This is a genomic window from Nonomuraea coxensis DSM 45129 (genome assembly GCF_019397265.1).
In the GTDB taxonomy this organism is placed as follows: Bacteria; Actinomycetota; Actinomycetes; order Streptosporangiales; family Streptosporangiaceae; genus Nonomuraea; species Nonomuraea coxensis.
Map to the genome: position 1 here is coordinate 154,076 of NZ_CP068985.1, position 24,940 is coordinate 179,015.

Sequence of the window (24,940 nt, forward strand, 5' to 3'; positions counted from 1 at the left end):
AGGTATTTGCTGCCCCTTTAGACCCACCCGAGGGGGAACACGGTGGCAAGACACGATCGAGAGGAATCTCTCGAGGAGCAGCTGGCCTGGCTGGACGCGATCAAGGAGAGCGACGAGACCCCGGTCCCCGTCGGCGCCTCCGCCGCGGCGGCCGACGAGCCGGTCTCGCCGTACCCCAAGGATCCGTGGTCGCTGGTTCCCGCGCAGCCCGACACGCCGGCGCCGACGCTGTTCCGCGCGGCCGCCGACTCCGTCGCCGCCGCCGAGCCCGCCGTGCCCGCCGTGCCGGCCGACGCCGAGGCCGGGTGGCTCGGGGACGCGGCCACCACGGACATCACCCGGGAGGCCCTGCGGGAGATCAACCGGGAGCAGCCGCCTGCTCCGGCCGTGGACGATCCGTTCCACGCCCCGCTCAAGCCGCTGCCTCGGTCCGACGACACCGAGACGTACGGGCTGACGTTCACGCCGTCCGCGGCGGACGGTCCCGAGGGCGGGCCCGCGGAGCGGCGTGAGGACGAGACCTGGCCGCCGGCCGACTGGTCGCGGCCGTCGGAGCCGGGCGGATGGCGGCGGGGAACGTTCGAGGAGCCCGCGCAGGTCGAGGAGCCGGCGCCTGAGGAGCGGCCGGAGCCCTGGGCCGCCACCCAGCCCAGGAACGAACTCCCGAAGTGGGACGAATCCGACGCGGCGCCCTCCCGCCCGGAGCCCCGCCCCGAGTCCTCCACCGAGTCCCCTGACGGGGGCACGCCCCCGCCGTCCCCCGGCGACCGCTCCACAGGCCCCGTCACCGGCCTCACCAGGGACGAGCCCGCCCCGCACGCGGAGGCCCCCGAGGAGGCCGCTGAGCACCGCGCAGAGCGGCCCCGCACGCCCGCGGCCCACGACCCCGAGCCGCCCCGCGCGGAGTCGTCCTGGCCCGAGCCGCTCAGGCCCGAGCCCTCCCGCCCTGAGCCCTCCCTCCCCGAGCCGTTCAGGAGTGAGCCCAGCAGCGAGCCCGCCAGGAACGAGCCAACCGCGGCTCAGCCGGACGCGGCGCAGCCGGCGGCGAGCGAGCGCGCCACCAGTGGGCCCGCCACGACCGAGCCCGGGCCCACCACCAGCGAGCGCGCCGGGATCGAGGCGGCCAGGAGCGGGCCGGCGCGGCGGCAGGACCGCCCCCAGTGGACCGAGCGGCAGGAGTGGCGTCCGGCGGAACGTGACATCCCGCCCGTCGTCCGCCGCCGCCCGGCCCCCGTCCCCGTGTTCACCTCACCGCCACGCCCGCCGGTCACCGGCCGCCCGACCGCCGACAGCCTCGACCCCGAGACCCTGCTGCGCGGCCGGCGCAACGCCCCGTCCAAGGGCTGGCGCCGCCTGGTCTACAAGGCGTCCGGCGGCTGGATCAAGCCGGGCGAGCCGCCGGAGGTCCGCCGCCGCCGCGAGCTGATGAACCGCGCCCGCACCCCGGTCACCACCGGCCACCACCGGGTGGCCGTGCTGAGCCTGAAAGGCGGCGTCGGCAAGACCACGACCACGGTCGGCCTCGGCGCCACGCTGGCCCAGGTGCGCGGCGACCGCGTCATCGCCGTCGACGCCAACCCGGACCGCGGCACGCTGTCCGACAAGCTGGTGCTGGAGACCTCGGCCACCGTGCGCGACCTGCTGAACGAGCGCGACCAGGTCAAGCGCTACGTCGACATCAGGGCGTTCACCTCGCAGGCCCCGTCCCGGCTGGAGGTGCTGGCCTCCGACCGCGACCCGTCGGTGTCGGAGGCGTTCAGCGGCGCCGACTACCAGGCCGTCTCGCAGGTGCTGGAGAACTTCTACTCGATCTGCATCACCGACTGCGGCACCGGCCTGCTGCACTCCGCGATGGGCGGCGTGCTCGGGCTGGCCGACCAGATCGTGCTGGTCAGCTCCCCGTCGGTGGACGGCGCGCGGGCGGCCTCGGCCACGCTCGACTGGCTGGAGGCCCACCACTACGGCGACCTGGTGAAGAACGCGACCGTGGTGCTGTGCAGCGTGCGGCCGCGTTCGAAGTCGGCGGTGGACATCCAGAAGCTGGAGGCCCACTTCGCGGCCCGGTGCCGGGCGGTGGTGCAGGTGCCGTACGACCCGCATCTGGAGGAGGGCGCGGAGATCGACCTGGACCGGCTCCAGGACAGCACGCGGGAGGCCTATCTCAAGCTGGCCGCGCACGTGGGGGACGGCTTCGCCACCCTGCGGGAGTGAGCGGAGGGTGTGGGATTCGAACCCACGAGGCCATCGCTGACCTGGCCGCTTTCAAGGCGGCTGCACTCGTCCACTATGCGAACCCTCCTGTGCGGAAACCACGATAGCGGCTGTGATGACGCCGGTGTACGTTCAGGAGGTGGCGGATCTCGACGTCGAGGTGGAGCGCGGCGGCCCCCGCGCGCGCGTCCGCGTGATCGGCGAGCTCGACAAGCTCACCGCGCCGTTGCTGAGGGAGAGCCTGACCGCGCTCTTCGCCGAGGGCCGGGTCGACGTGGTCGTCGACGCGAGCCTGCTCGACTTCTGCGATTCGAGCGGCCTGTGGGCGCTGGTCGAGCATCAGCGCAGGGTCGCCGCCCACGCGGGCTCGCTGAGCCTGGTGGGCGTGCACGGGGTGCTGCAGCGGGTCCTAGAGGTGACCGGACTCAAGACCGTCTTCGACGGGGTCATGCCGGCCGAGCTGTGACAGCAGCCACTTCGGGCCGACGCTCTCCGCGCCCAGCGCGTCCACGCGCTGCCGCAGCCCCCGGTCGGCGGTGACGACGATCACCCGCTCCCAGGGCCTGGCCTGGCGTACGACCTCGACGATCGTGTCGTCGCCGCTGCCCGTGGCGGACACCACGTGGACGCCGGGCAGGCCGGGCACCCCCTTGGCCGCCCCTTCCACGACCGCGACCACCCGCGGGAACCACTGCGCCAGTACGGGGTGCCGCAGCCCGAGCCCGGCGACGTCCTCCAGCAGCCGCGCGGCGGCGCCGGCCCGGTCGCGCCACCAGCCGTGCTCGGCCCGCGCCCCGACGATGTTGGCGACGTCGAGGACGATCGTCTCCGGCTGGAGCGCCCGCTGGACGGTGTCCCACGTGGCGGCGAAGCCGGGATGCAGCTCGCGCGCGGCGATCTCGGGCAGGGCGACCCAGCGCAGCTCGGTGCTCTCCTGGTTGGCGGGGGCGGCGGCCAGCAGCTCGGGCGACTCGGCGATCACGGTCTCGAACGCCCACCCGCCGTGGTCGTCGAGGTAGACGCCCCGCACCCGCAGCTCGTCGGCGCCGAGCGCGGCCTCCTCGCGGGCCTCGCGCAGGGCCGAGGTGACGGCGTCCTCGTGGCTGTCGCGGGCGCCGCCCGGCAGCCCCCAGGTGCCGCCGTGGTGGCTCCACCAGACCCGTTTCTGCATGAGCACGTGGGGGGTGCCGCCCGGGTCGTGGTGCACGAGGAGGAGCCCCGAGGCCCCGTGGAGCCCCCAGTGCCGATGGCCCTGGGCGCACTCGATCCAGCCGTCGCCGTCCTTAGCCGTCATGGCGTGATTGTGTCAGCCTCCGCCCTTGGAGAAGTGCTGGTAGTCCTTGGTGCCGGACCAGTAGCCGCCCCACTCCCAGCCGACCTGCGCGAACGCCTTGACGACCTTGTCGCCGGGATTGATCACACCTTTGCCCTTCATGGGGCGTTCAGTGTACTTTTCGGCGTTTTTGTGCGCCGTGCTGCCACTTGCGGTGACATATGGGTTTTCGCGGGGATTGATGTCGATCGCTTTTCCGTAGGCGTGGTTCGACCAGCTGCTGGACCCGGTCGCCCGCCGGCAGTTGAAGGCCGAGGTGTTGTCGGCCTCGATCGAGGCGAAGTCGTCGCCCTTGAAGGCGTCCACCAGCTTCATCTGCCTGATGGGCCAGCGCCAGTCGTACAGCTTCCTGAAGACCGTCACGATGTCGCCCGTGACGCTCTTGTTCACGACGAGCTCCCCGGTGTGCGGCTTGTTGTCGAACCCCCAGTAGGACAGCGTCACCAGCCGCAGGTCCCGGTAGCTGACCGGGCAGCCGGGCCGCCAGGAGTAGGGCAGGCGGTCGCGGCCGACGGCGGACACCTTCGACTCGAACGCGGGCGGCGCGGTGGTGCTCGGCGCCGCCGTGGGCGTCGGCGAGGCCGGGGCCGCTGGTGAGCTCGCGGGCGGCTCCGGTGAGGGAGCGGACGACGCGACGGGCTCCGCCGCGCCGCACGACACGGCCGTGAGGGCTACGAACGCCATGGCGACAGCACGCTTCATCCTGCCACCATATGCGACGTCTTCCCTGGTCAGGGGACTATCAGCACAGTACGGCGAGCCCGTTTCGCCAGCGTCCCCGCCACCGAACCGAACAGGGAGCGCCGCGAGCGCCCCACCACGATGGCGTCGGCCATGTAGGAACTGGCCAGCGTCTCCAGCTCGCGCGCCGCGTCGCCCCTGACGCTGACGAACCGCCACGGCACGCCGCTGCCCCGCAGCTCGTCCTTGAGGTCCTCCGTGAGGTCGGCCGCCGAGTCGGGGATGATGGGCGAGCCGGCGAAGAACCACAGGGCCGCGCTGTTCAGCGACTCGACGAAGACGACGAGCAGCGAGGCGTTGTCCCTGCGGGCCAGCCCGGCCGCGTACGCGAGCGCGTTACGGCTCGGGCCGGACCCGTCGAACCCCACCACCAGCAGGCCCGCGCCGTCCTTGCCGATCTCGAACGCCCCGTCGGGGAGCCGGCCTGCCAGCGGCTCCCAGCGGGGGTCGACATCACCGCCGAACACGGCAGCTCTCGCGTCAGCTCTCGGCGTGCTTGCCGCGACGGGACAGCTCGCGCAGCGCGTCGGCGGCGTAGACGACGAGGGTGACGAACGCGATCCCGGCGAGGCCGGCGCCGACCCACAGGTCGTTGACGGTCGCGTCGGCGTACTCGGCGCCCCTCGGCTGGTAGCCGACCGCGAACGGGGCCGCGACCAGCCACAGGCCGGCCAGGAACAGCAGGACCAGGGCGCCTACGCCCAGTTTCGCCTTCATCGGTTCTCCTCCACTCCGACCAGGGGGATGCGGCCGTTCTGGCGGTGCTCGCCACCGGTGCGGTCGGTCCGGTTCATGTCCTCGCGAAGGGCCTCGACGAGCGGGGCGAGCAGCGTCGCCAGCTCGGCCGAGGACGTCTGCGCCGGCGCGGCCGGCACGACCTCGGGCTCCGGCTCGGCCCGGCGCGGCTTCACGACCACGAGGCCGCGGGCGACGAGGTCCTCGTGGATGGCGAGGGCGAAGCTGATCGCGCCGGCGAGCCCCACGACGGCCACGCCGAGACCGGTCCAGAACTGGGAGGTGGTGATGCCGGTCCAGTCGGCGTTCTCCGGTTGGCTGCCGAGAGCCCAGGGGGCGATCATCAGCCACAGCCCGGCAAGCACGGCCAGGGCGGAGGCGACGGCGCCCACGAACTTGCGAATCATTGCGAGATTCCTCCTGTGACGAGGTCTTTCTGAGCCGGCGTGGCCTGCGCGAGCAGGGCGCGCGAGGTGGGGCGCAGCACTGTCTGCGCGACCGACCTGGCGCGCTCGCGTTCGGATCTGGCGTCCGGGGGCGCCATCCTGGCGACCGCGGTGAGCAGCGCGGACGGCTCTCCGCCGGCGCGCTCGACCCGCTGGGCGACGAGTTCGAGCAGCAGCCCGGCGAGGACGAGGTCGTCCTTGCCGAGCGGCCGCGGCTCCGGGGGCGGCGCGGTGGAGCCGCGCAGCGGCAGCTCCTTGAGGAAGAGCGTGGCGACGAAGCCGAGCAGCGCGATGGGCACGCCGACGATGAACACCGTCTCCAGGCCGCGGGTGAACGCCTCCAGCACGATGTTCTTGACCGGGGTGGGCAGCGCCTGGATGGCGTCCGGGCTGCCGAGCTTGAAGTCCGCGCCGCCGGCGACCTTGATGTGCGCCTCGGCGAGCATCGTGGCCATCTCGTCCTTGAGCCGGTTGGTCAGGATGGCGCCGAACGCGGCCACGCCGACGGCGCCGCCCAGCGACCGGAAGAAGGAGACGCCGGACGTGGTCGAGGCCATGTCCCGCAGCTCGGAGCCGTTCTGCGCGGCGAGGATGAGCATCTGCATGGAAAGGCCCAGGCCGACGCCGAGCACGGCCACGTCGAAGCCGATGAGCCATTCGCTGGAGTCGACGTGCAGCCGCGACAGCATGAACAGCCCGATGGCCACGATGAGCAGGCCGGCGACCGGGAAGATCTTCCATTTGCCGGTGTTGGTGACGATCTTGCCGGAGACGACGCCGGACAGGAACAGCGCGACGACCATGGGCAGCGTCATCAGACCGGAGTTCGTCGGGCTCATGCCCTTGACGATCTGCAGGTACTGGGGCAGGTAGATCATCGCGCCGAACATCGCCATGCCGACGAAGAGCGAGGCGAGGCTGGTCAGCACGAACGTCGGGTTGCGGAACAGCCGCGGCGGCAGGATCGGGTTCTTGGCCGTCCGCTCGGACAGCACCGACAGCGCCAGCATGAGCAGGGCGATCGCGGCCAGGAAGTACGTCCAGAACGAGTTCCACGCGAACTCGTTGCCGCCGAGCGTGAGCAGCAGCATGAGCGCGCTCGCGCTGGCCGTGATGGTCGTCGCGCCCCAGATGTCGATGGAGGTGTTGCGCTTGACCGGCGGCAGCCGCAGCACCTTCTGGATGACGATGAACGCCGCCACCGAGAACGGCACCACGACGTAGAAGCACCACCGCCAGCCGAGCCAGTCGGCGTCCACGATGAACCCGCCGAGCAGCGGTCCGGCGACCGTCGAGATGCCGAAGACCGCTCCCATGTAGCCGGAGTAGCGGCCGCGCTCGCGGGGCGAGACGATGTCACCCAGGATCACCTGGGACAGTGCCGACAGTCCGCCCACGCCCAGGCCCTGCACGGCACGCGCCGCGATGAGCTGTCCCATGTCCTGTGAGAGGCCCGCCACCAGCGACGCCGCCACGAACAGGCCGAGTGCCGTCTGGAAGAGCAGCTTGCGCCCGAACAGGTCGGACAGCTTGCCCCACAGCGGCGTGGAGACCGTCATCGTCAGCATGGTGGCGCTGGCCACCCATGAGTACTGGTCCTGACCGCCGAGCTCCCCCACGATCGTCGGCAGAGCCGTGCCCACCACCGAGGTCGAGATCATCGACGTGAGCATCGCGAGCATCAGCCCGGACATGACCTCGAGGATCTCGCGGTGGGTGTAGGTCCGCTTCGCGGGAGGAGCTGCGGCGCGCGCCTGGCTTACCAAGACACCACATCCCCTTCATACCGTTTTTACCCCGAGCGAGTATACGCATGTTTACTAGCCGCACGGCAAGCGGGGGTGACCACACCCTCACGTGAGTAGAGTGCGGAACATGGAGGCCCAGGTGACCGAGAGGCAGGCGACCGAGAGCAGGCCGCGCGGGCGCGAGGCCACGCGCGAGCGCATCCTGCACGCGGCTCGTACGCTGTTCGGCGAGCAGGGATACGAGCAGGTGACCGTCCGCATGATCGCCGCCGCCGCCGACGCGAACATCGCGCTGGTCGGCCGCTACTTCGGCTCCAAGGCCGGCCTGTTCGCCGCGGTCCTGGACGGCGAGCCCACCATCGACCGGCTGCTCGAAGGCGAGCGCGCGGAGCTGCCGCGCCGGCTGGCCGAGTACGCCGCCGAGCGCATGCGCCGCCCCCCGGAGAGCCCGATCCTGCGCGCGCTCGAACGCTCGGCCCGTCACCCCGAGATCGAGGACGTGGCCCGCGAACGCCTGATCGCCGCCGTGCTCCAGCCGCTGCAGGCCCGGCTCGGCGGCGGCCCCGACGCGCTCGCGCGGGCCCGCATGGCCACCGCCGTCGTCCTCGGCATCGGCGCCACGCGCCGCCGCCTCGGCCCCGCGGTCCCCACGGCCCGCGACGTGGACCGGCTCACCGAGGTCTTCCGCGCCTGCCTGGAGGAGTGAAAGTTTCACCTGTCGCGCCCGGTCTGGCCTGCGAGGACGTTCCCGCGAGCGATCGGAGGTCTTTGAGGCGGCGCGGACGGCTCCCTACCATCCGGAGGTGCCGGTGGGAGCGCTCCCACACAACCAACGGAGTGATTGCATGTCTCGCAGAAGGCCCGTGCTGGCGGCATTCCTCACGGCGGCCGCCATGGCCGCGGCCGGGGCGGTCGTCATGTCCTCGTCCACCGCCCAGGCCGCCGACTCCGCTTTCTACGTCGATCCCCAGACCAACGCCGCCAAGTGGGTGGCCGCCAACCCGGGCGACAGCCGCACCCCCGTGATCAGGGACCGCATCGCCGCCGTGCCCCAGGGCCGCTGGTTCGCCAGCTACAACCCGTCCACCGTGCGCAGCCAGGTCGACGCCTACGTCGGCGCCGCCGCCTCGGCCGGCAAGATCCCCATCATGGTCGTGTACGCCATGCCCAACCGCGACTGCGGCGGCCCGAGCGCCGGCGGCGCCCCCGACCACTCCTCCTACCGCGCCTGGATCGACCAGATCGCGCTCGGCCTGGCCGGCCGCCCGGCCACCGTCATCCTGGAGCCCGACGCCCTGGCCATCATGACCAACTGCATGAACGCCTCCGAGCAGGCCGAGGTCAAGGCGTCCATGGCGTACGCGGGCAAGAAGCTGCGCGGCCAGGCCAAGGTCTACTTCGACATCGGCCACGACGCCTGGCTGTCGGCCTCCGAGGCCGCCTCCCGGCTCAACGGGGCCGACGTCGCGGGCAGCGCCGACGGCATCGCCGTCAACACCTCCAACTACCGCTCCTCGCCCGGCCTGGTGTCGTACGCGAAGAACGTGATCTCCGCGACCGGCGTCTCCCGCCTCAAGGCCGTCATCGACACCAGCCGCAACGGCAACGGCCCGGCCGGCAGCGAGTGGTGCGACCCGGCCGGCCGCGCCACCGGCACCTGGAGCACCACGAACACCGGCGACTCCGCGATCGACGCCTTCCTCTGGGTCAAGCCGCCGGGCGAGGCGGACGGGTGCATCGCGGCGGCGGGGCAGTTCGTGCCGCAGCGGGCGTACGACCTGGCCATGGCGGCCCCGACCCCGACCGTCACTCCCACCGTCACCCCGACCGTGACCCCGACGGTCACCCCGACCAGCGGCCCCTCCGGCTGCACCGCCACGTACCGGATCGCCAGCCAGTGGCAGGGCGGCTACCAGGGTGAGGTCACCGTCAAGAACACCGGCTCGTCGGCGATCTCCGGCTGGCGGGTCGGCTGGACGATGCCGAGCGGCCAGACCCTCACCCAGCTCTGGAACGGCGACGTGTCCGGCTCCAGCGCCGTCACCGTCACCAACCTGTCGTGGAACGGCAACCTGTCCGCGGGCGCCGGCACCACGTTCGGCTTCCTGGTCAACTCCACCGGCCAGAACACGACCCCGTCCACCGTGACCTGCACCGCCTCCTGACCGCCGTCCGCCGGGCCCCCGCCGCGGGGCCCGGCCGCCGGCCGAAATATCCGCGCCCTCGTCGCTGTTGCAAACAGCCAGATCATCGACGAAAGGCGCGTACCCATGGCTTTGCCGCTGTCCATCCTTGATCTGGCGCACATCGGCGACGGCGAGACGGCCGCGGACAGCTTCGCCGCCAGCGTCGCCCTGGCGCAGCGCGCGGAGGAGCTGGGCTACCGCCGCGTCTGGTACGCCGAGCACCACAACATGGACAGCATCGCCTCCTCGGCGACCAGCGTGCTCATCGCCCACATCGCCGCCCACACCCGGACGATCCGCCTCGGCGCCGGCGGCGTCATGCTGCCGAACCACTCGCCGCTGACGATCGCCGAGCAGTTCGGCACCCTGGAGACCCTGCACCCGGGCCGCATCGACCTCGGCCTCGGCCGCGCCCCCGGCAGCGACCAGAACACCATGCGCGCCCTGCGCCGCACCCCGTCGGCCGCCGACACGTTCCCGCAGGACGTGCTGGAGCTCCAGGGTTACCTGACCGGCGAGACCCGCATCCCCGGCGTCCACGCCACCCCCGGCAAGGGCACGAACGTGCCGCTCTACATCCTCGGCTCCTCCCTGTTCGGGGCGCAGCTCGCCGCCGCGCTCGGGCTGCCGTACGCGTTCGCCTCGCACTTCGCCCCGGCGGCCCTGGAGGACGCGGTCGCCGTCTACCGCACCGAGTTCAAGCCGTCCGCGCAGCTCGACCGGCCGTACGTGATCGCCGCGCTCAACGTCATCGCCGCCGACACCGGCGAGGAGGCGCGCGAGCAGCTCCTGGAGGCCAAGCGGCTGCGGGTGAGCCGGTTCCTCGGGCGGGGCCGTACGTTCACGCCGGAGGAGGCGGACATGATCCTCGAATCGCCCGCCGGGCAGCAGCTCCTGCAGATGATGAAGTACACGGCCGTCGGCGACCAGGCCGAGGTCAAGGACTATGTGGACCGCTTCGCCGCGCACGCCCGCGCGGACGAGCTGATCGTCGCCTTCTCCGCCCCCGACAGGAAGGTGTGGCTGCGCTCGGCCGAACTGCTGGCGCGGGCGTACGACCTCTGACGATTCGTCAGAACTTCTCCTCCGGACGCGGGCGGGGCGCCTTGACCACGTAGGGGCCGGTGGCCTCCGAGACCGGCGCGGGCGACAGCCCGGCCGCGACGAGCTGTGTGCGCAGCGCGACCACCGTGCGCTCCAGAGCGCGGATCTGCGCCTGGAGGCGGCGGATGTGCTCGCGCATCGCGGTGGAGCTGCTCTGCTCGGCGAGCAGGTCGCCGCCGAGCTGCGTCGCCTGGCTCTGCACGCGCTCCATCTGCCGCTCCATCTGGCTCAGCGCGTCCTCGTAGATGATTTTCGCGCGGGTGAACGCCTCCGCGTCCACCTTGGAACGCTCCAGCTCCGCCTGCCGCTCGGCCTGCATCAACGCGGTCTGCTGGGTCTTCCTGTTGGCGTCGGTCGCCGACTTGAACGCGAGATAGGCGACCCCCAGAGGAACCACCGCGATGGCGATCTGGATGAGCAGGTCTGCGAATCCGGACACTACGGCCTCCTCGGCAAGGCCCGGATCACGCCGGTGTAGGTGATGCCGTCGTCGGTGTGCCAGGCGTTGACCGTCAGCGCGATCGGGAACTCGGTGCCGTCGCGGCGCAACCCCATCAGCGGGATGACCTCGCCGGAAAGGTCGGATCTGCCGGTGGCGCGGATCCGGGCCAGCCCTTCGTCGTGCTGGAAGCGGTAGCGGTCGGGGATGAGCACGCTGAGCGGACGGCCGACGGCCTCGTCCGTGCTCCAGCCGAACATCCGCTTGGCCTGCGGGTTCCACGACAGGATGGTGCCGGAGGCGTCGGCGACGACGACGGCGGCCCCGTCGGACACCGGCATCCGGGCCAGGCTCGCCGCCTCCGGCCAGGTGGCGATCAGCGCGATCCACCCGCCGAACGCCAGCCAGACCGCCCCCGTCACCCAGCCGCGCGGATTCTGCCCGGTGAAGGTCGAGGACAGGAAGATCAGGCCGTACATCAGGAGCAGGGCGGTGGCCGCGGCGAAGGCGACCCTGTCGGACCGCATGCACGCCTGCACCAGGCACAGCACGCCGACCGCGAACCAGACCGCGGCCCAGGCGGGCAGCGGGACGAGGGTGGCCAATATCGTGAACGCGGGCAGGGCCCGCGCGTCGGGCCCGGCGAACACCAGCGAAGCGCCGATCACCAGGCTGAGCAGCCCGACGAAGATCAGCGACGCCCCACGCCGCCCGATTCTGCGCACCAGCCGTGCCGGCAGGTCATGACCCACAGTGGTGATACTAATGCAGATAGTTAGCAACGGGATGGCATGATTTCACTTTCGGCGGTCCATTTTCCTTTTAGATTGTCCTTGACCCGCGAGCCCCTCGACCGGCCCGCCGGACGATCGGCACATAACCGCCCCTGGCCCGGCCGCTCGCCGCGAGCCCCGCCCAGTCGTGCGGGACGCCCCGCCGGTCCACCACCGCGACGACCGCCCCACCGGCCCGTTCCACCTGGCGGAGCCAGGCGAAGCGCCCGTCGGCCTCGTCGTGATGCGTGATCCCCTCCACCATGAGCCGGAACCTCCCCGGCCCCTCGACCAGGGAGAAGGTCACGCCGGGCGTCAGCACGTAGCCGGAACACGTGGCCGGCCTGCCGTCCCCGACCAGCCGGAACCGGGGAAGCTGGACGACGGGCCCGGCCGAAAGGAGCACCATCGTGGGCACGGCGCCGCCCAGGCAACGGGCATCCTCCCGGGGGATACAGGCGGGCACTCCCCGAGTATGCCACCCCCGTGACCGTCAGCTCACGCCGCGCGAGGGGCGGACTCAACCGATGGTGACCACGCGCGCCCAGTCAGGCGGCCGGTCCGGCACGTACCCGGGATCGTCCTCGTTCCGCGACGGCCGCCGCTCACGCGGGAACAGCCCCACCACGGTCCGGCAGGCCGGCCGCGCCTCCGGCCACGGGGTCTGCCCGTCGGTGAGGACCACCACGACGTCCGGCCGCGGCTCCGTCCTCAGCGCCCGCGCGAAACCCTGGCGCAGATCCGTCCCGCCGCCGCCCACCAGCGCGATCCCCTCGGCCCTGCACAACGGCTGGACCACCCGGGCCGCCGCGTCGCACGACACCACGCTGACCAGGTCGCGCCGCCCGCCCACCGCCCGGACGATCGCCGCCACCTCCAGCAGCGCGCTGCCCAGCTCGGCGTCGCTGACCGACCCCGACGTGTCGACGACCACCGCGACCCGCGGCGGCCGGCGCCGCAGACTCGGCAGGACGACGCCCGGCAGCCCCGCCGACCGCCGCGCCGGCCGGCCGTAGGTGTAGTCCTCGCCCGCGCCCGGACCGGAGGCGGCCGAACGGACCGCCGCCCCCAGCAGCTCCCGCCACGGCTGCGGCGGATGGAACGCCTCCTCGGCCCACCGCCGCCACCCCTTCGGCACGCTCCCCGGGCGGGCCGTGATGCCCTGGGCCACCCGGAAGCGGACGGCGTCGCGCTCCTGCTCGCTGAGCCCGTACGCGCCGTCAGGGCCGAGGTCCCAGTCCCGGTCCAGCCCGTCGGCGCCGCTGCCGCAGTCCAGCCAGGCCAGATCCTGCGTGTGCGGCCCCAGCCGGAACAGGCGCAGGTAGTCCTCCATGAGCTCGCCCTCGGGCAGCCCGAGATCGCCAGGCTCGACGGCGCCGCCCGGGCGGACCAGGCCGTCGCCGTACACGTCGTCGTTGATCTCCAGGTCCGCGGCGATGTTCATCCGCAGCCGCTCGCCCGGCCCGGCGAGCCCCCGCTCGGCCGCGACCCGGTCGCTGCGCCCGTGATGGTCGCGCAGCAGGTGGGAGACCTCATGGACCCAGACCCCCGCCAGCTCCTCGACCGGGATCCCGGCGACGAACGCCGGCGAGACGTAGCAGCGCCAGTGCCGGTCCACCGCCATCGTCGGCACCCGCCGCGACTCGACCACGTGCAGCGCGAACAGCGCCGTCGCCAGATAGGGGCGGGCACGGGCGGCCTGCAGCCGGGCGGCGAACAGCTTCTCGGCGTCCAGCGTTCGCGCGGGCGTCCCCGTCATCCGCGCCGCCCCGCCGCCACCCGGGCCGCGGCCAGGTCAGCCTGCCTGCTCAGGGACACCGCGCCGGCGAGCCGGTCGATCGACGCGGGAACGTCCCAGTCCGGCCGCCGCAGCGCCGCGAGCGTGGACGCCGGCACGACCACCAGATCCGGCGGCCCGCTCTCCAGCGCCCGGCCCAGGACCGTCCACGCCGCGTCCCACCGCGGCTTCTCCGGACGTTTCCGCACCGCCTCCACCACGCCGTCGAGCACGGCCTGCCGCAGGTCGCCGCGTTCCGGCAGCTCCGCCCCCGCGGGGTCCGCCAGCAGCGTCTCGGGATCCGGCAGGTCCATGCGGTCCATCGCCGCCAGCAGCTCCAGCCCGGGACCGTCCCCGACCGTGCCCCTGACCAGCATGGACAGCACCTCGCGCGACGTGCCCGCCGCGGTGGCGAAGGCGACCAGGCGCAGCGCCATGTCCCAGCTCCGGGGCGAGGGCCAGGCACCGCCCCTGCGGGCCTCGTTCTGCGGCAGCCGGTGCACGAGGGCCGGGCGTACGGCGAGCAGCCCGCACACCGCCCGCCTGGCGAACGCCACGGCCTCCGCCAGCCGCTCCGGGTCCAGCCGCGGCAGCGACGCCCGCGGCCAGGTGCCGCCGAGGCCGCGTACCACGACCTCGTGATCGTGGGCCCACTGCAGGTGCACGAACCGGTTGGCGAGCGGCGGGCTGAGCTCCCATCCGTCGGCGGCCGACGAACGCGGGTTGGCCGCGGCCACGATCCGTACGCCCGGGGGCAGCCGCAGGGCGCCGACCCGCCGCTCCAGCACGAGCCGCAGCAGCGCGGCCTGGACGGCGGGCGGCGCCGTGGACAGCTCGTCCAGGAAGAGCAGCCCCCGCCCCTCCCTCGCGAGGTGGACCGCCCAGTCAGGCGGAGCCATCGGGACGCCCTGCGTCGCCGGGTCGTCCCCGACCACGGGCAGACCGGAGAAGTCGGACGGCTCGTGCACGCTCGCGATCACCGTGGTCAGCGGCAGTTCGAGGGCCTCGGCGAGCTGCGTCAGCGCGGCGGTCTTGCCGATGCCCGGCTCTCCCCAGAGCAGCACCGGCAGGTCGGCCGCGACGGCCAGGGTCAGCGCCTCCAACTGCGGGTCGGCGCGGGGTTCCGTGGCGGTGTCGTGGAGGAGGGCGAGCAGGTCGGCAGCGATGTCCAATGACAAGGGGATCACCTTTTGAGATCTCGATGTGTGATGAGGGCCGTGCCGGCCCAGGGGATCAGCGGGTACGCCGCTGGGAACGCGCGCGGCGGCGGGAGGGCACGGCGGCACGACCGCCGGCCCGTACGGTACGACCGCCGGCCCTTGCGGCACGGTCGGCGGAGGTAGTGGGCCGGCCGCCGGGGGTGGCGGGCCGTTCGCCGTGGTTGGCGGGGTCGCGGCCGAGCCCGTCCAGCCCCGCCCGGAACAGCCCATGAGCCACCCGCCGCCGCGCCGCCCCCTCCAGCTCGTCCCGCAGCGGGCCGTCGGGCAGCGACGCACCCGGCCCGAGCAGCCGCTCGACGACGGCCAGCGCCCCGGCCACGTCCCCGTGCTCCAGCCGCCCCCGTACGTCGTCAAGAGAGCCAGGATCGCGGTGCGCCACCTCGATCGCCGCCAGGCAGGGCAGCGGAGTGCCGCCGAGCGCCGCCAGCAGCTCCTCGCGCCGCACCTCGTCCGCCGAGTGATCCAGCGCGACGAGCACCCCGTCCACGAGCCCGACCCGATGCCGCGCGCCACGGCACTCGACCAGGTGCGCGCCACCGCCCGCGACGTCCCCCGGCACGTCAGCGCGACCCGCCCCCGCGCCTGGACCCGCCACCCCATGCCCGGGGACGAGCGCCGCCGCGACGAGCGGATGCAGCCGATCGGCCGTGATCAACCCGGCCCGCAGCAGCGCCAGGTCGGGCAGCACCCACGTCGCCGCATCCGGCAACATCGGCAGCCCCGCGCCGGCGCCGGCGCCGGCACCGCTCGCGGGCGCGCCCGTGATCCGCGACTCGAGTGCCGCCAGATCCAGGCCCAGGTCCAGGTCCAGCATCAGCCGCCGCCGCCCGCCGAGCCGTACGACGACCGCGTCGCCGCCCCGCCCGTCCGCCCGCAGCAGCAGCCGCGCCTCGTCCGCCCACCGGTCCGCGGCGCACCAGCTCGGCAGCCCCGGGACCGGGGACCCGCCGTCCGACGACCGTACCCGCAGCTCATCCACCCTGCGGACGTCCCACAGGTGACGATGCAGGTCGAGCCGGAAACACCGGTGGGGCCGCGGATGCGGATGCCCGCGAGCCGCGGGCCGGTCCGCGTCCCACAGCTCCAGCCCGAACCGCTGCCCCGCCGCCGCCCGGGCCGGCGGCGTACGCGCCACGAGCCGCAACCCGGGCGCGTACCTCGCGAGCGGGACCGTCAGCCCCGGCCGCAGCAGCCCGTCAGGCGCGACCCGCGGCAGGTGCCAGCGCAGCAGCTCGGGAGCCAGGTGCCGGAGATCGTCACGTACGCGCGCCGCGACCTCATGCCCATGCGCGCGGGCCACGGAACGCAGGTCGAGATCGACGTCCACGCGCGCCGCGGCGCACGCCCCCGCCCAGTCGCCGACGGCACGGCGGGCGGTCGCACGTTCGATCATGGTGGGCGGCACGGCGAACTCGCGCACGCGCAGCCAGAGAAGAAGGCGAGAATCCTCGTCCGCGATCATGGAGCGCATCAGCACTCACCTTGCGCGAACGGGACCCCCAATCTGCTGAAGGAGATGTTCATCCCGATCAGGATAAGGCCACGACCCCCGTCCCGATCAAGCCCGAATCCGTCCACATCCCGAGGGCGACCTCGATGCGCCGTACGACCTGCGACGGCGGAATCACGCACCCTGCGGGCGTGATCGCCGAAGCTCACGGGACTTGTCGAACCACCGCCCGGCCGAGGGCAGCATGAGCAGGACGACGACCGTCCAGGCGACACCATTTCCGGTGACCAGCGACCACCAGTCAACGGTGGAGAAGATGGCCATGTCCACGACATCGGCGCCGACCGTCACCCCCTGCATGGCGACGATCGACCAGCGCACATATACCCGGCGGCTGTTCCATCGGTTGAGCAGCCACCCGAGAACGGCGACGCTCCCCGCGAAATAGGCCACGGAAAGCAGCGTCTCCCATTTGAAGGCGGAGAAGAACAGGGCCAGCCCGAGCCCGGTGCCCACCAGGGCGAGCGTCGCCTGGAACGCGACGATGATCCGCACCGCCTTGAGGGTAACCGGCATCGGGGGTGCCTCGACGGAATTCGCCACACCGCCCATTCTCCCGGACGACGCCTTTGGCCGATGCGCTATTTGTTCCGCCACTGTACGGCCGGCCGGAGGGCCGGCCGGCCGTACGTTCTCTTCAGGTGATCAGCGCACTCCGTACGCCTCGTGGACGGTCTGCGTGAGGGCGTTGCCGGCGGCGTCGGACGCCTTCACCTTCAGGCTGGCCGTCACCTTGCCCGCCGGCGGAGCCGGCAGGACGGCGGTGACCGTGCCGCCCTCAGGCGTTCCCGTCCCGGCCTTCTGCCAGGTCTTCTCGCCGTCGTAGCTCACCCACGCCTCGATCGAGGCGATCGCGGGCCGCGACGTGGCGGCCACCTCGTGGTAGGCGTGCAGCTCGACGCGGTGCACCCCGCGACGGACGGTGTTGTCGAGGTCCAGGTTCAGGTCGTAGCGCAGGTAGACCAGCGGTTGCACGGCACAGGGCTCGTCGGAGATCTCCAGGTTCGTGCCTATGCAGTGCAGCCTGCCCTTGTCGTCCGCCTTCACCCGGGAGGAGGTGAACTCCCACTCGCTGCTGACCCGCCTGTCGTGGAAGTCCGCCTTCAGGTCCGGGGCGAGGACGTCCATCTCGTGGGTGAGCCGGTAGCGGGCCTGCTCGGGCGGCAGGGTGTACGCGGTGATCGCCCCGAGGAGAGGCGTGGGCGTGATCTCCTGGCCGTCCCTGTAGAGGTGCAGCCGGTCCGACTGGGCCGTTTCCAGGTAGAACGACTCGACGTGCGGATCGGTGACGGCCATCGGCAGCAGAGGGCTGAACACGTCGCCCTGCCGGCACGCCCCGCACGCGGCCAGCCACGTGGCCGGCGAGTCGAACTCCGGAGCCCCGGGAACGGCCGGGCTTCCCCACCAGTCCCCTTCCACGACCGCGCGCGCGGACACGGGACGGATCATCATGGGCACCGGAGCGTCGTCGATGATCGCCAGGTCAGGGGTGCTGCGGTGCACCTCGGCCTTCACCAACTGGTCCGGGTGCGCGGCCGGGCCGACGTAGTTCTGCCAGGTGCCGGGGCCGCGCAGGCGGGTGTTGATGGCCGCGATGTCGGTCTCGCGCCCGGGGATCCACTGGTGCCAGGCCGTGACGACGTCCACGGGCCGCTCGGCGTGGTAGTCGTAGTCGAAGCGCGCGAGCTCCCGCTCGCTCACCCGGTAGGTCTGGTCTGCCGGGATCTCGTTCATCCGGTAGAACTTCAGGTGGTAGACGTACGGGCTGGTCGGAGTGCCTTTCACCCTGATGGAGGTCCGGTTGCCCGACACCGCCTGGTCCCGCAGGGCCCGCCCTTCGTTCGGCGGAAGGGAGACCGCCGGGATCGTCGGCTGGTGGAGGACACTGAAGGTGTTGCGGGTGTCGCACTTCTGCGGCGTCCCGTCGACCTTCATGAAGGCCATGACACCCGCGGCTCCGGCGGCGGTCAGGGCGTCGAGGTATTCAGGGAAGACGTGGCAGCCGAAGCGGGCGCTCACCCCGTCCCACTCGTCCTCGATCTCGATCAGAGCGAGTTTGCCCTTGACGCCGGACAGGTCCTTGGGGATCTGGGTGGCCGGGTCGGACAGCGCGTGCATCACGCCGAGGTAGGTCACGTCCAGGGGCTGGACGCCGGAGAACTTCACGACGGACTCGTAGTAGGTGATGTACTGCGGGTGCAGCCGCTGCTGCTCCTCGCCGAGGACCTCCATCTCGACGAGGGGCGCGATCGCGTCGCTCTGGTGCTGGAAGAGCAGCGAGCCCTCGGCGACCTTGGGCGTGGGGGCCGCCCAGTAGCCGTACGAGCCGAAACCGGCGAGCAGGCCGAAACCCGTCTCGGCGCCGGACTCGCTGGTACGGATGACGCCGATCTGGTGGTCGAGGCTCTGGCTCGGCTTGGGGGTCTCGATGGCGATGCGCCGCGCCTTGGAGGCGTCGAGCGTCACCGTCATGGGGCCGGTCACCTTGACGTCCTCGGCGACGACCACGGCGTACTGGGGCTCCCAGGTGTCGGGGTCGCTCCAGGCGACGGCCGCCTGGAAGGAGTGGCGGCCGACGGACAGCCGGTCGGTGAGCGACCTGGGGGCGCCGGTGCGGCCGGTGTCGTGGTTGACGTAGGTCAGGGCGGGGATCGCGTAGCAGCCGAACCGGTCGGACGTGCCGCAGGGCTTGCCGTCGTGGCCGAGGATCTCGAACTTCACCGGGAACGACTGCGGCTCGACCTGGAAGGCGACGGGGACCCGCACCACGATCCCGCCCGCCTGGTCGGTGGCCGTCACGGCACCGCTGTAGAGACCCTTGGACAGCGCCGCGAGGTCGACGGAGACCGTGGCCGTGGCGGTGCCGCCGGCGGGGATCGTGACCGTCGCGTCGGTCGCGACCGCGCCTTCGGGGACCTGGGCGCCGGAGCTGGTGACCAGCGAGGCGGCCAGCGTCAGGGTGACCGGCGCGGAGCCGCCGTTGGCGTAGGTGACGGTCCGGCTCTGCTTCTGCTGGTCCTGCGAGAGGATGCCCAGGTCGACGGCGGGGGTCACCGCGTGCACCTGCTGCGAGACGGCCCTGGCCACGTCCAGGCGCCCCGCGCCGGCCTCGAAGGCCTTGAGCTTCACGTCCTTGGAGGTGCTCATCAGCGCGGCCTTGAGCCGGTCCGGGGTCCAGCCGGGGTGCCGCTGGGCGAGGACCGCCGCCGCGCCCGCGACGTGCGGGGTGGCCATGGAGGTGCCGGACGCGTCGGTGTAGAGGTCGCCGGGCCACGAGCTCTGCGACGCGCGGGCGGCGGTGATGTTCACGCCGGGGGCCGCGATGTCCGGCTTGAGGGTACGGTCGGCGTACCAGATCGGGCCGCGGCTGGAGAAGCTCGCGAGCCGGTCGGCGTTGTCGGTGGCCGCGACGGTGAGCGCCGCGCGGGCGACGCCCGGCGAGGCGATCGACTCGTCCTGGCCGGCGTTGCCCGCCGCGATGACGAAGAGGGTGCCGCTCGCCTCGGTCAGCTCGTCCACGGCCTGCGACTGCGGATCGGGGTAGTCCAGGGGGGCGTCGCCGCCCAGGCTGAGGTTGACCACGTCGGCGCCCTGTTCGGCGGCCCACTCCATGCCGGCGATGACCGACGAGTTCAGGCAGCCGCCGCGGTCGTCGCACACCTTGGCCACCAGGAGCGACGCCCCTGGGGCCACGCCCTTGTGCGTGCCTCCGGCCGCGGCGCCGGAGCCGGCGATGGTGGAGGCGACGTGCGTGCCGTGGCCGTTGCGGTCAACGGCGTCCTGGGACGCGCCGCTGAAGTCGGCCTCGGCCGCGACCTTGCCGGCCAGGTCGGGGTGGGTGCGGTCGATGCCGGTGTCGAGGACGGCGACCTTCACGCCGGCGCCGTCGTACCCGGACGCCCATGCCTGGGGGGCTCCGACCAGCGGCACGCTCTCGTCCAGCGAGATCCTGTTGACGCGGTCCAGCCACAGCCGGTCCATGCCGCCCGACAGCCGCAGCTTGTCGTGCTTGGGCGCGTCGGCGGGCCTGACGTCGGGGTTCTGCACGCCCTGCCAGAACTGCGCGCTCTTGGCCACCTCCAGGGCGGCGCTGTTCACGGTGGCCAGGTGCCGCTTCGTCGCGGCTCCCGGGACCTTCGCCTGCGCGGTACGCGCGCCCTTGCCGTACTGGGCGATCACCGGGAGGTCCTGGCGCTCGGCGTAGCCGTTGCGGGCCAGGTAGCTGACGTTGAACAGCCCTTCGTCCACCGCGCCCGAGGCGATGTAGGGGCGCACGTCCAGCGGCACCACATGGGTGTCGCCGTCCTTCTTGTACGTCACGAACGTGCTCGTGCTGCCGTCGCTGCGGGTCGCGGGGGTGACGGTGACGCTCGGCACGCCGCCGGCGGTGTCGTACGTGACCTCGTCGCCGGTCACCAGCGTGATCTCGACGCGCCCGCCCAGGGCGGCGGCGGGCGTGGGCCCGGTGGTGGGCCCGGTGGCAGGCGCGGTCGTGGAGGGAGGGGCCGCGGTCGCCGGAACGGGCACGGCGACGATCGACGCCACCAGGGCCGCGCCCGCGAGCAGGCACGGCCGTCTGGCCGGTAAGCGGAAGGACATGAACGCTCCCAAGACATGCCGAAAGAGGGGGATGCCGCGGGGACGAAAGCCCCGGACTTTTCGGACAAAGAGTGACACGGTCAGGCATGACCGAAAAGCGGCCATGCCTGGCCATTTCCGGCACTGGCCCGGACCGGCCACCCGTGAGCGGGCGGTCAGTCAGGAAGGTCGTCGAGCCAGCCCCGGCGGGCCGCCTGGCGGGCGAGCTGGAAGCGGGTGCGGGCGTTGAGCCGCTCCATCAGGTGGTGGATGCGGCGGCGGCAGGTCCGCTCGCTCAAGCCCAGGGCGCGGGCGATGGCCTCGTCGGGGACCCCCGTGCTGAGCAGTTTCAGCAGGTGACGTTCGTCGTCCGACGGCTGCTCGGACTGGTCCGCGCCGGACTGGTCCGCGCCGGGGTGGGCGGGGTCCAGGGGCAGGGCGATGCGCCACAAGGTCTCGAACAGCGCCGCCAGCCCCTCCAGCAGCGCGGATCGGTAGACGAAGACGGCGCTGTCCAGCACCTCGGGCATGGCTTGGAGGGGCACGATGGCGAGACGGTCGTCGACGAGCACCAGTTTCGTCGGCAACTCGGGCAGGACGCGGTGCCGTACCCCCTTGGCGGTGGCCTTGCCGATGTCACCGGCCAGGCGTCCCGGCAGCTCCAGCGCCGCCTGGTCGAAGATGGTGCGCACCCCGCCGCCCCGCTCGATCAGCAGGCTGACCGTCGCCTCGGCCTTGTGCGGGATGGGTTCGACGGCGTACGGCGGCTTGTCGAAGATCCGCAGCTCCTGGCGGGCGCTGCGCCGGGCGCTGTCGACCCGGTGACGGACCGTCTCCCTGCCGGTCACGACCTCGACCAGGTGGGCGGGCGCCCGGCGGTCCGCGGCCTCGTGGTAGAGCTCCGACAACTCCTACGCCCGGATGCGGGCGTGCTTGATCTCCTCCTCGCGCCGGAGGAGCAGCACGTCCAGGGCGGTTCCCGGGTCGACGGCGGCGTAGCGAAGGGGACTGTGCCGCAGACAGCGGGCCAGGCCGCGGCTTTTCAGCGTGCCGAGGATCTCCCGTACCCGCGGCTCGGGCAGGCCGCCGGCGGCGGCCAGCTCGGCGGCGCCGGCCGAGCCGAGGCCGATCAGGAGCTCGTAGATCCGCTGCGCGTCGGCCCCCAGACCGATCACATCCAGCACACGACCTCCACGCCGTCAGGCGGCGCCCATGCCGGACCTTCCCTGCGGAAGATCCCGGCCTATGACGGTCTCCGCATTCTAGACTTCCCCGTCAGGACGGCCCGAGGCGGGCGGGGCCCGGTGACCAGCGGCCTTCGCGCGTGGAGGGCCGGAGAGGGCTGCCGATCCGCCGGCGGCGTCGAGAAACCGTGTGCCCCAGTCCTTGAGGTGATCGACGAACTCCGGCGGGTCCTGCCCACCGTGCTCATCGACGGCCACGTCCGCGGCACCTGGTCCTTCACCGCGGGCGAGATACGGCTGACGCCGTTCCGGCCCCTGCCGGCGGCCGAACAGCAGGCAGTGGACCACGAGATCGGCCACCTGCTGCCGTTCCTGTCGCACCGCCCGGCACACCCACCTCGTTCTGTGTCGGAGCGGCGCTCCCACGGCGCTGGGCAAACTACCGAACGTCGATGAATTCATCGCCATTGGTGCCATCTGCTCTATTTGCGCTCTTTCCGGGAAAAGCTGCGACCGGACGCGCGCGCCAGGAAGGTCCCCGGCATAAAATGAAGAGGACAAGGGCTTCGCCGGGGGAAATGCGGGTCGACGGGGTGGGGGTCTTTCGTGGGTCATGGGCGCGGTCCGCAAGGTCGTTGGGCGCTCCTGCTGCTGGTCGCCGCCATCATCACCCTTCTGCTATGGGTGGGCCTGACCGTCTTCAACAATGGAATGGACGCAGGCAACCATGTCGCGGGAATCGCTTCCGCGGTCTTCGCCGCGACGGCCTTGTATCTCCAGGTCCGATCGTCACAGTCACAGTCACAGTCACGTCCGGACTCGGCAGACGCGGATATACGGGTCGAATCCGCGGCCCGCTTGCTGGCCCTGCGCGTGCAGGAAATCAGCCAGCAGGAGGAACGCAACTGGCGTATCGGCGATCCATGGGCGCTGCGGGTGCGATGGCGCACCGCCCAGGCCGACGGCGGCGACAGACCTCCGCCGCGGACCGGCGACATTTCCGGCGTCCACGGCTTCTACCGGAGTGTTCCCACGGGCCGCCTCGTCATCATCGGCCGGGCGGGGGCGGGGAAGACCGTACTCGCCCACCGGCTGGTCCTGGAGTGTTTCAACCATCCTGGGGATTCGCTCCGCATACCGGTGTTGTTCAGTCTCGGCAGCTGGGATCCGAGCCGCACCGGCCTGCACGACTGGCTGGCCGACCGGCTCATCGGCGACCATGCCTTCCTGGAGGGCGCCGACGCGACCGGGACCGTGCCGGCCAGAGCGCTGCTGGAGAGCGGGCGGATCCTGCCGGTGCTGGACGGCTTCGACGAGATCCAGCACCGTCACCGCGGTGCGGCCATCAGCGAGCTCAACCGTTTCGACGGGCCGCTGATCCTCACCACCCGGCCTGACGAGTACGCGGCCGCGGTCAGGGGCAACAGAGCGCTCGGCAGAGCCGCCGCCATCGAGCTCGAAGACCTCGCCCTCGACGAGGTCCAGCGCTATCTGCAGGCTGTCAGCGGCAAGACCCGCACCGCCCAGTGGGAGTCGGTCTTCTCGCACGTGCGCACCCGTCCAGGCGACGACGTCAGCCGGAACCTCGCCGCGGCCCTGAGCACGCCGCTGCTGGTCATGCTCACCCGTACCATCTACAACGACACACCACACCGGAACCCCACGGACCTCCTCGACGGCGAGCGGTTTCCCACCCAGGACGCGCTCGAAGAACACCTCTTCAGCGCTTACCTCACCGCCCTCTACGACCCACGCCGCACAGTCCGGCCCGGCACCGCGAAAGCGGCCTGGACCGACCACCAAGCACGGCGCTGGCTCGGCCATCTCGCCGACCACCTCACTCGGCTCCATACACAGGACCTCGCCTGGTGGCGACTCGGCGCCACCCTCCGCCGCCGGACCCGCGTGCTCGTCACCGGCCTCGTGGCCGTGCCGGTGGGCGGGATCGTGGGCGTGCTGAGCTACGTCGTAGCCGTTCGTCTGTCCGGGGCGCCGGTCGGAGGGGACCAGTTCCGTGAAGGACTGCTGGAGACGGGAACCGGCCTCGTCGCGGGCCTCGCCGCCGGACTCCTGAACGAGACGAGGACCGGGCGCCGAGGCGCCGGCCGAAACCCCGAACGGCTGCGCCTCGGTCCTTCCCGGCTCCGGCGGCCCGTCCCCGCACGATCGCGGGTCCTTCGCGGGATCGGCGCCGAACTCGTCACCGGCCTTTCGGCCGCTCTCGTGTTCTCGCTCGCCTCGTGGCTCGCCTGGGGCTTCGCGAACCTCAACTTCTCGGAACCCTCCGCCGGACGTTTCGTGCGGGCCTTCGCGCCGTGGCTGGACACCTGGCTCCGCACCACCACAGGCGTACCCGCCTACGTGGCGGCCGGTCTCGTCCTCGGCCTCCTGGTCGGAATCTCGTACGCGTTCGTCAACGCGGTCGTGTACGTCTTCAGCGGGCCGAACGACCGGAGTTCCGCGGTGGGCCCCTGGGACCTCCTGTCCACGGACCGTGGGGTCACGCTTTTCCGCGTCGGCATGGTCGGGTGCGCGGTCCTGCTGGTGAACTTCGTCCTGGTGGGCAACCAGTACGGCGCCTTTCCGAGTCAGGCGTTCGTGCGGCAGGGCCTCCTCTACGGTCTGCTGTACGGATCCTTCGCCGCGCTGACCCGGCTCGTCCTCTCGGCGTGGGGAGGCTGGCTGATCTTCGCGCGCTTGTGGCTCCCGCTCCTCGGCCGGCTGCCGTGGCGGCCGAAACTCTTCCTCGACGACGCTTACGCCCGAGGCGTGCTGCGGCAGTCCGGCGCCGTGTACCAGTTCCGCCACGTCAGGCTCCGCGACCATCTCGCCGCCCAGCACCGCGCCGAAGGCCGCGGCATCCCGGCGGAACCGGCGGCTCCACGTACGGTCCGGCGCGATCAGATCCCATCTGGAGTGATACGCCCCACGGGAGAGTGATCTGTTCTGTTCCGG

Annotated in this window: 23 protein-coding genes and 1 tRNA gene; 7 read left to right on the forward strand and 17 right to left on the reverse strand. The window is 72.3% G+C overall.

From position 1 onward, the window contains the following. Positions 1 to 42 precede the first annotated feature (42 nt). Complete coding sequence (locus tag Nocox_RS00750) at positions 43 to 2,211, forward strand: MinD/ParA family ATP-binding protein (protein WP_020542382.1); 2,169 nt, start codon at positions 43 to 45, stop codon at positions 2,209 to 2,211. Between the two features lies 1 nt (position 2,212). Here the strand turns inward: Nocox_RS00750 and Nocox_RS00755 are convergent. Continuing rightward, positions 2,213 to 2,299: transfer RNA gene (locus tag Nocox_RS00755), tRNA-Ser, on the reverse strand. A 51-nt stretch (positions 2,300 to 2,350) separates the two neighbouring features. On the opposite strand from Nocox_RS00755, the gene Nocox_RS00760 reads away from it, so the two are divergent. Continuing rightward, positions 2,351 to 2,677: an STAS domain-containing protein gene (locus Nocox_RS00760; RefSeq protein WP_026214162.1), complete on the forward strand. Its 327-nt coding sequence runs from the start codon at positions 2,351 to 2,353 to the stop codon at positions 2,675 to 2,677. Here the strand turns inward: Nocox_RS00760 and Nocox_RS00765 are convergent. The 6 genes from Nocox_RS00765 to Nocox_RS00790 are packed head-to-tail and all read right to left on the reverse strand — an operon-like array spanning position 2,621 to position 7,160. Then, positions 2,621 to 3,505, reverse strand: a complete 885-nt coding sequence (locus tag Nocox_RS00765) for an NUDIX hydrolase (RefSeq protein WP_020542384.1) — start codon at positions 3,503 to 3,505, stop codon at positions 2,621 to 2,623. The two genes, Nocox_RS00760 and Nocox_RS00765, sit on opposite strands and share 57 nt — an antisense overlap. 12 nt (positions 3,506 to 3,517) lie before the next feature. Continuing rightward, positions 3,518 to 4,246: a M15 family metallopeptidase gene (locus Nocox_RS00770; protein WP_246649712.1), complete on the reverse strand. Its 729-nt coding sequence runs from the start codon at positions 4,244 to 4,246 to the stop codon at positions 3,518 to 3,520. Between the two features lie 29 nt (positions 4,247 to 4,275). Next, positions 4,276 to 4,752 carry a universal stress protein gene (locus Nocox_RS00775; protein ID WP_020542386.1) on the reverse strand — a complete coding sequence of 159 codons (477 nt, stop codon included), beginning with the start codon at positions 4,750 to 4,752 and terminating at the stop codon, positions 4,276 to 4,278. A gap of 13 nt (positions 4,753 to 4,765) precedes the next feature. Continuing rightward, positions 4,766 to 5,002, reverse strand: coding sequence for a hypothetical protein (locus tag Nocox_RS00780; protein WP_020542387.1), 237 nt, complete (start codon positions 5,000 to 5,002; stop codon positions 4,766 to 4,768). Next, the gene (locus tag Nocox_RS00785; RefSeq protein ID WP_020542388.1) at positions 4,999 to 5,427 is read right to left on the reverse strand and encodes a hypothetical protein; all 429 of its coding nucleotides are present in this window, start codon (positions 5,425 to 5,427) and stop codon (positions 4,999 to 5,001) included. The genes Nocox_RS00780 and Nocox_RS00785 overlap by 4 nt, the downstream gene beginning before the upstream one ends. Next, positions 5,424 to 7,160, reverse strand: coding sequence for an MDR family MFS transporter (locus tag Nocox_RS00790; protein ID WP_246649713.1), 1,737 nt, complete (start codon positions 7,158 to 7,160; stop codon positions 5,424 to 5,426). The genes Nocox_RS00785 and Nocox_RS00790 overlap by 4 nt, the downstream gene beginning before the upstream one ends. A 193-nt stretch (positions 7,161 to 7,353) precedes the next feature. Between Nocox_RS00790 and Nocox_RS00795 the strand changes: the two genes are divergently transcribed. From Nocox_RS00795 to Nocox_RS00805, 3 genes are all read left to right on the forward strand, one after another. Continuing rightward, positions 7,354 to 7,920 carry a TetR/AcrR family transcriptional regulator gene (locus tag Nocox_RS00795; protein ID WP_026214163.1) on the forward strand — a complete coding sequence of 189 codons (567 nt, stop codon included), beginning with the start codon at positions 7,354 to 7,356 and terminating at the stop codon, positions 7,918 to 7,920. A 139-nt stretch (positions 7,921 to 8,059) separates the two neighbouring features. Further along, on the forward strand, positions 8,060 to 9,379 hold the full coding sequence (locus Nocox_RS00800) for a glycoside hydrolase family 6 protein (RefSeq protein WP_026214164.1): 1,320 nt from the start codon (positions 8,060 to 8,062) through the stop codon (positions 9,377 to 9,379). Positions 9,380 to 9,484: 105 nt separating this feature from the next. After that, entirely contained in the window at positions 9,485 to 10,465 is a 981-nt protein-coding gene (locus Nocox_RS00805) for an LLM class flavin-dependent oxidoreductase (RefSeq protein ID WP_026214165.1), read from the forward strand. Positions 10,466 to 10,472: 7 nt separating this feature from the next. Here the strand turns inward: Nocox_RS00805 and Nocox_RS00810 are convergent, their stop codons facing one another. The 10 genes from Nocox_RS00810 to Nocox_RS00850 form a co-directional block, all read right to left on the reverse strand. Continuing rightward, a complete protein-coding gene (locus Nocox_RS00810; RefSeq protein WP_020542393.1) occupies positions 10,473 to 10,943 on the reverse strand; it encodes a hypothetical protein in 471 nt (156 codons plus the stop codon). After that, positions 10,943 to 11,695 carry a PAS domain S-box protein gene (locus tag Nocox_RS00815; RefSeq protein WP_157382949.1) on the reverse strand — a complete coding sequence of 251 codons (753 nt, stop codon included), beginning with the start codon at positions 11,693 to 11,695 and terminating at the stop codon, positions 10,943 to 10,945. Before Nocox_RS00815 ends, Nocox_RS00810 begins: the two co-directional genes overlap by 1 nt. Before the next feature lie 70 nt (positions 11,696 to 11,765). Beyond that, entirely contained in the window at positions 11,766 to 12,125 is a 360-nt protein-coding gene (locus Nocox_RS00820; RefSeq protein ID WP_020542395.1) for a hypothetical protein, read from the reverse strand. A gap of 111 nt (positions 12,126 to 12,236) precedes the next feature. Beyond that, a complete protein-coding gene (locus Nocox_RS00825) occupies positions 12,237 to 13,475 on the reverse strand; it encodes a vWA domain-containing protein (RefSeq protein ID WP_020542396.1) in 1,239 nt (412 codons plus the stop codon). Beyond that, a complete protein-coding gene (locus Nocox_RS00830) occupies positions 13,472 to 14,671 on the reverse strand; it encodes an AAA family ATPase (protein WP_246649714.1) in 1,200 nt (399 codons plus the stop codon). The genes Nocox_RS00825 and Nocox_RS00830 overlap by 4 nt, the downstream gene beginning before the upstream one ends. Before the next feature lie 55 nt (positions 14,672 to 14,726). Beyond that, positions 14,727 to 16,184 carry a hypothetical protein gene (locus Nocox_RS42690; RefSeq protein ID WP_063711616.1) on the reverse strand — a complete coding sequence of 486 codons (1,458 nt, stop codon included), beginning with the start codon at positions 16,182 to 16,184 and terminating at the stop codon, positions 14,727 to 14,729. Between the two features lie 153 nt (positions 16,185 to 16,337). Then, positions 16,338 to 16,766, reverse strand: a complete 429-nt coding sequence (locus Nocox_RS00835) for a hypothetical protein (RefSeq protein WP_157382950.1) — start codon at positions 16,764 to 16,766, stop codon at positions 16,338 to 16,340. Between the two features lie 102 nt (positions 16,767 to 16,868). Further along, positions 16,869 to 20,822, reverse strand: coding sequence for a S8 family peptidase (locus tag Nocox_RS00840; RefSeq protein ID WP_020542400.1), 3,954 nt, complete (start codon positions 20,820 to 20,822; stop codon positions 16,869 to 16,871). Positions 20,823 to 20,977: 155 nt separating this feature from the next. Next, the gene (locus Nocox_RS00845) at positions 20,978 to 21,709 is read right to left on the reverse strand and encodes a helix-turn-helix transcriptional regulator (protein ID WP_020542401.1); all 732 of its coding nucleotides are present in this window, start codon (positions 21,707 to 21,709) and stop codon (positions 20,978 to 20,980) included. A gap of 3 nt (positions 21,710 to 21,712) precedes the next feature. Continuing rightward, positions 21,713 to 21,985, reverse strand: a complete 273-nt coding sequence (locus Nocox_RS00850; protein ID WP_020542402.1) for a helix-turn-helix domain-containing protein — start codon at positions 21,983 to 21,985, stop codon at positions 21,713 to 21,715. Between the two features lie 207 nt (positions 21,986 to 22,192). On the opposite strand from Nocox_RS00850, the gene Nocox_RS00855 reads away from it, so the two are divergent. Together Nocox_RS00855 and Nocox_RS00860 are read left to right on the forward strand one after the other, a co-directional pair. Continuing rightward, positions 22,193 to 22,441 (forward strand): DNA glycosylase AlkZ-like family protein, encoded by a 249-nt coding sequence (locus Nocox_RS00855; RefSeq protein WP_020542403.1) that lies wholly within the window; start codon positions 22,193 to 22,195, stop codon positions 22,439 to 22,441. Positions 22,442 to 22,591: 150 nt separating this feature from the next. Next, the gene (locus tag Nocox_RS00860) at positions 22,592 to 24,925 is read left to right on the forward strand and encodes an NACHT domain-containing protein (RefSeq protein ID WP_157382951.1); all 2,334 of its coding nucleotides are present in this window, start codon (positions 22,592 to 22,594) and stop codon (positions 24,923 to 24,925) included. Positions 24,926 to 24,940 lie beyond the last annotated feature (15 nt).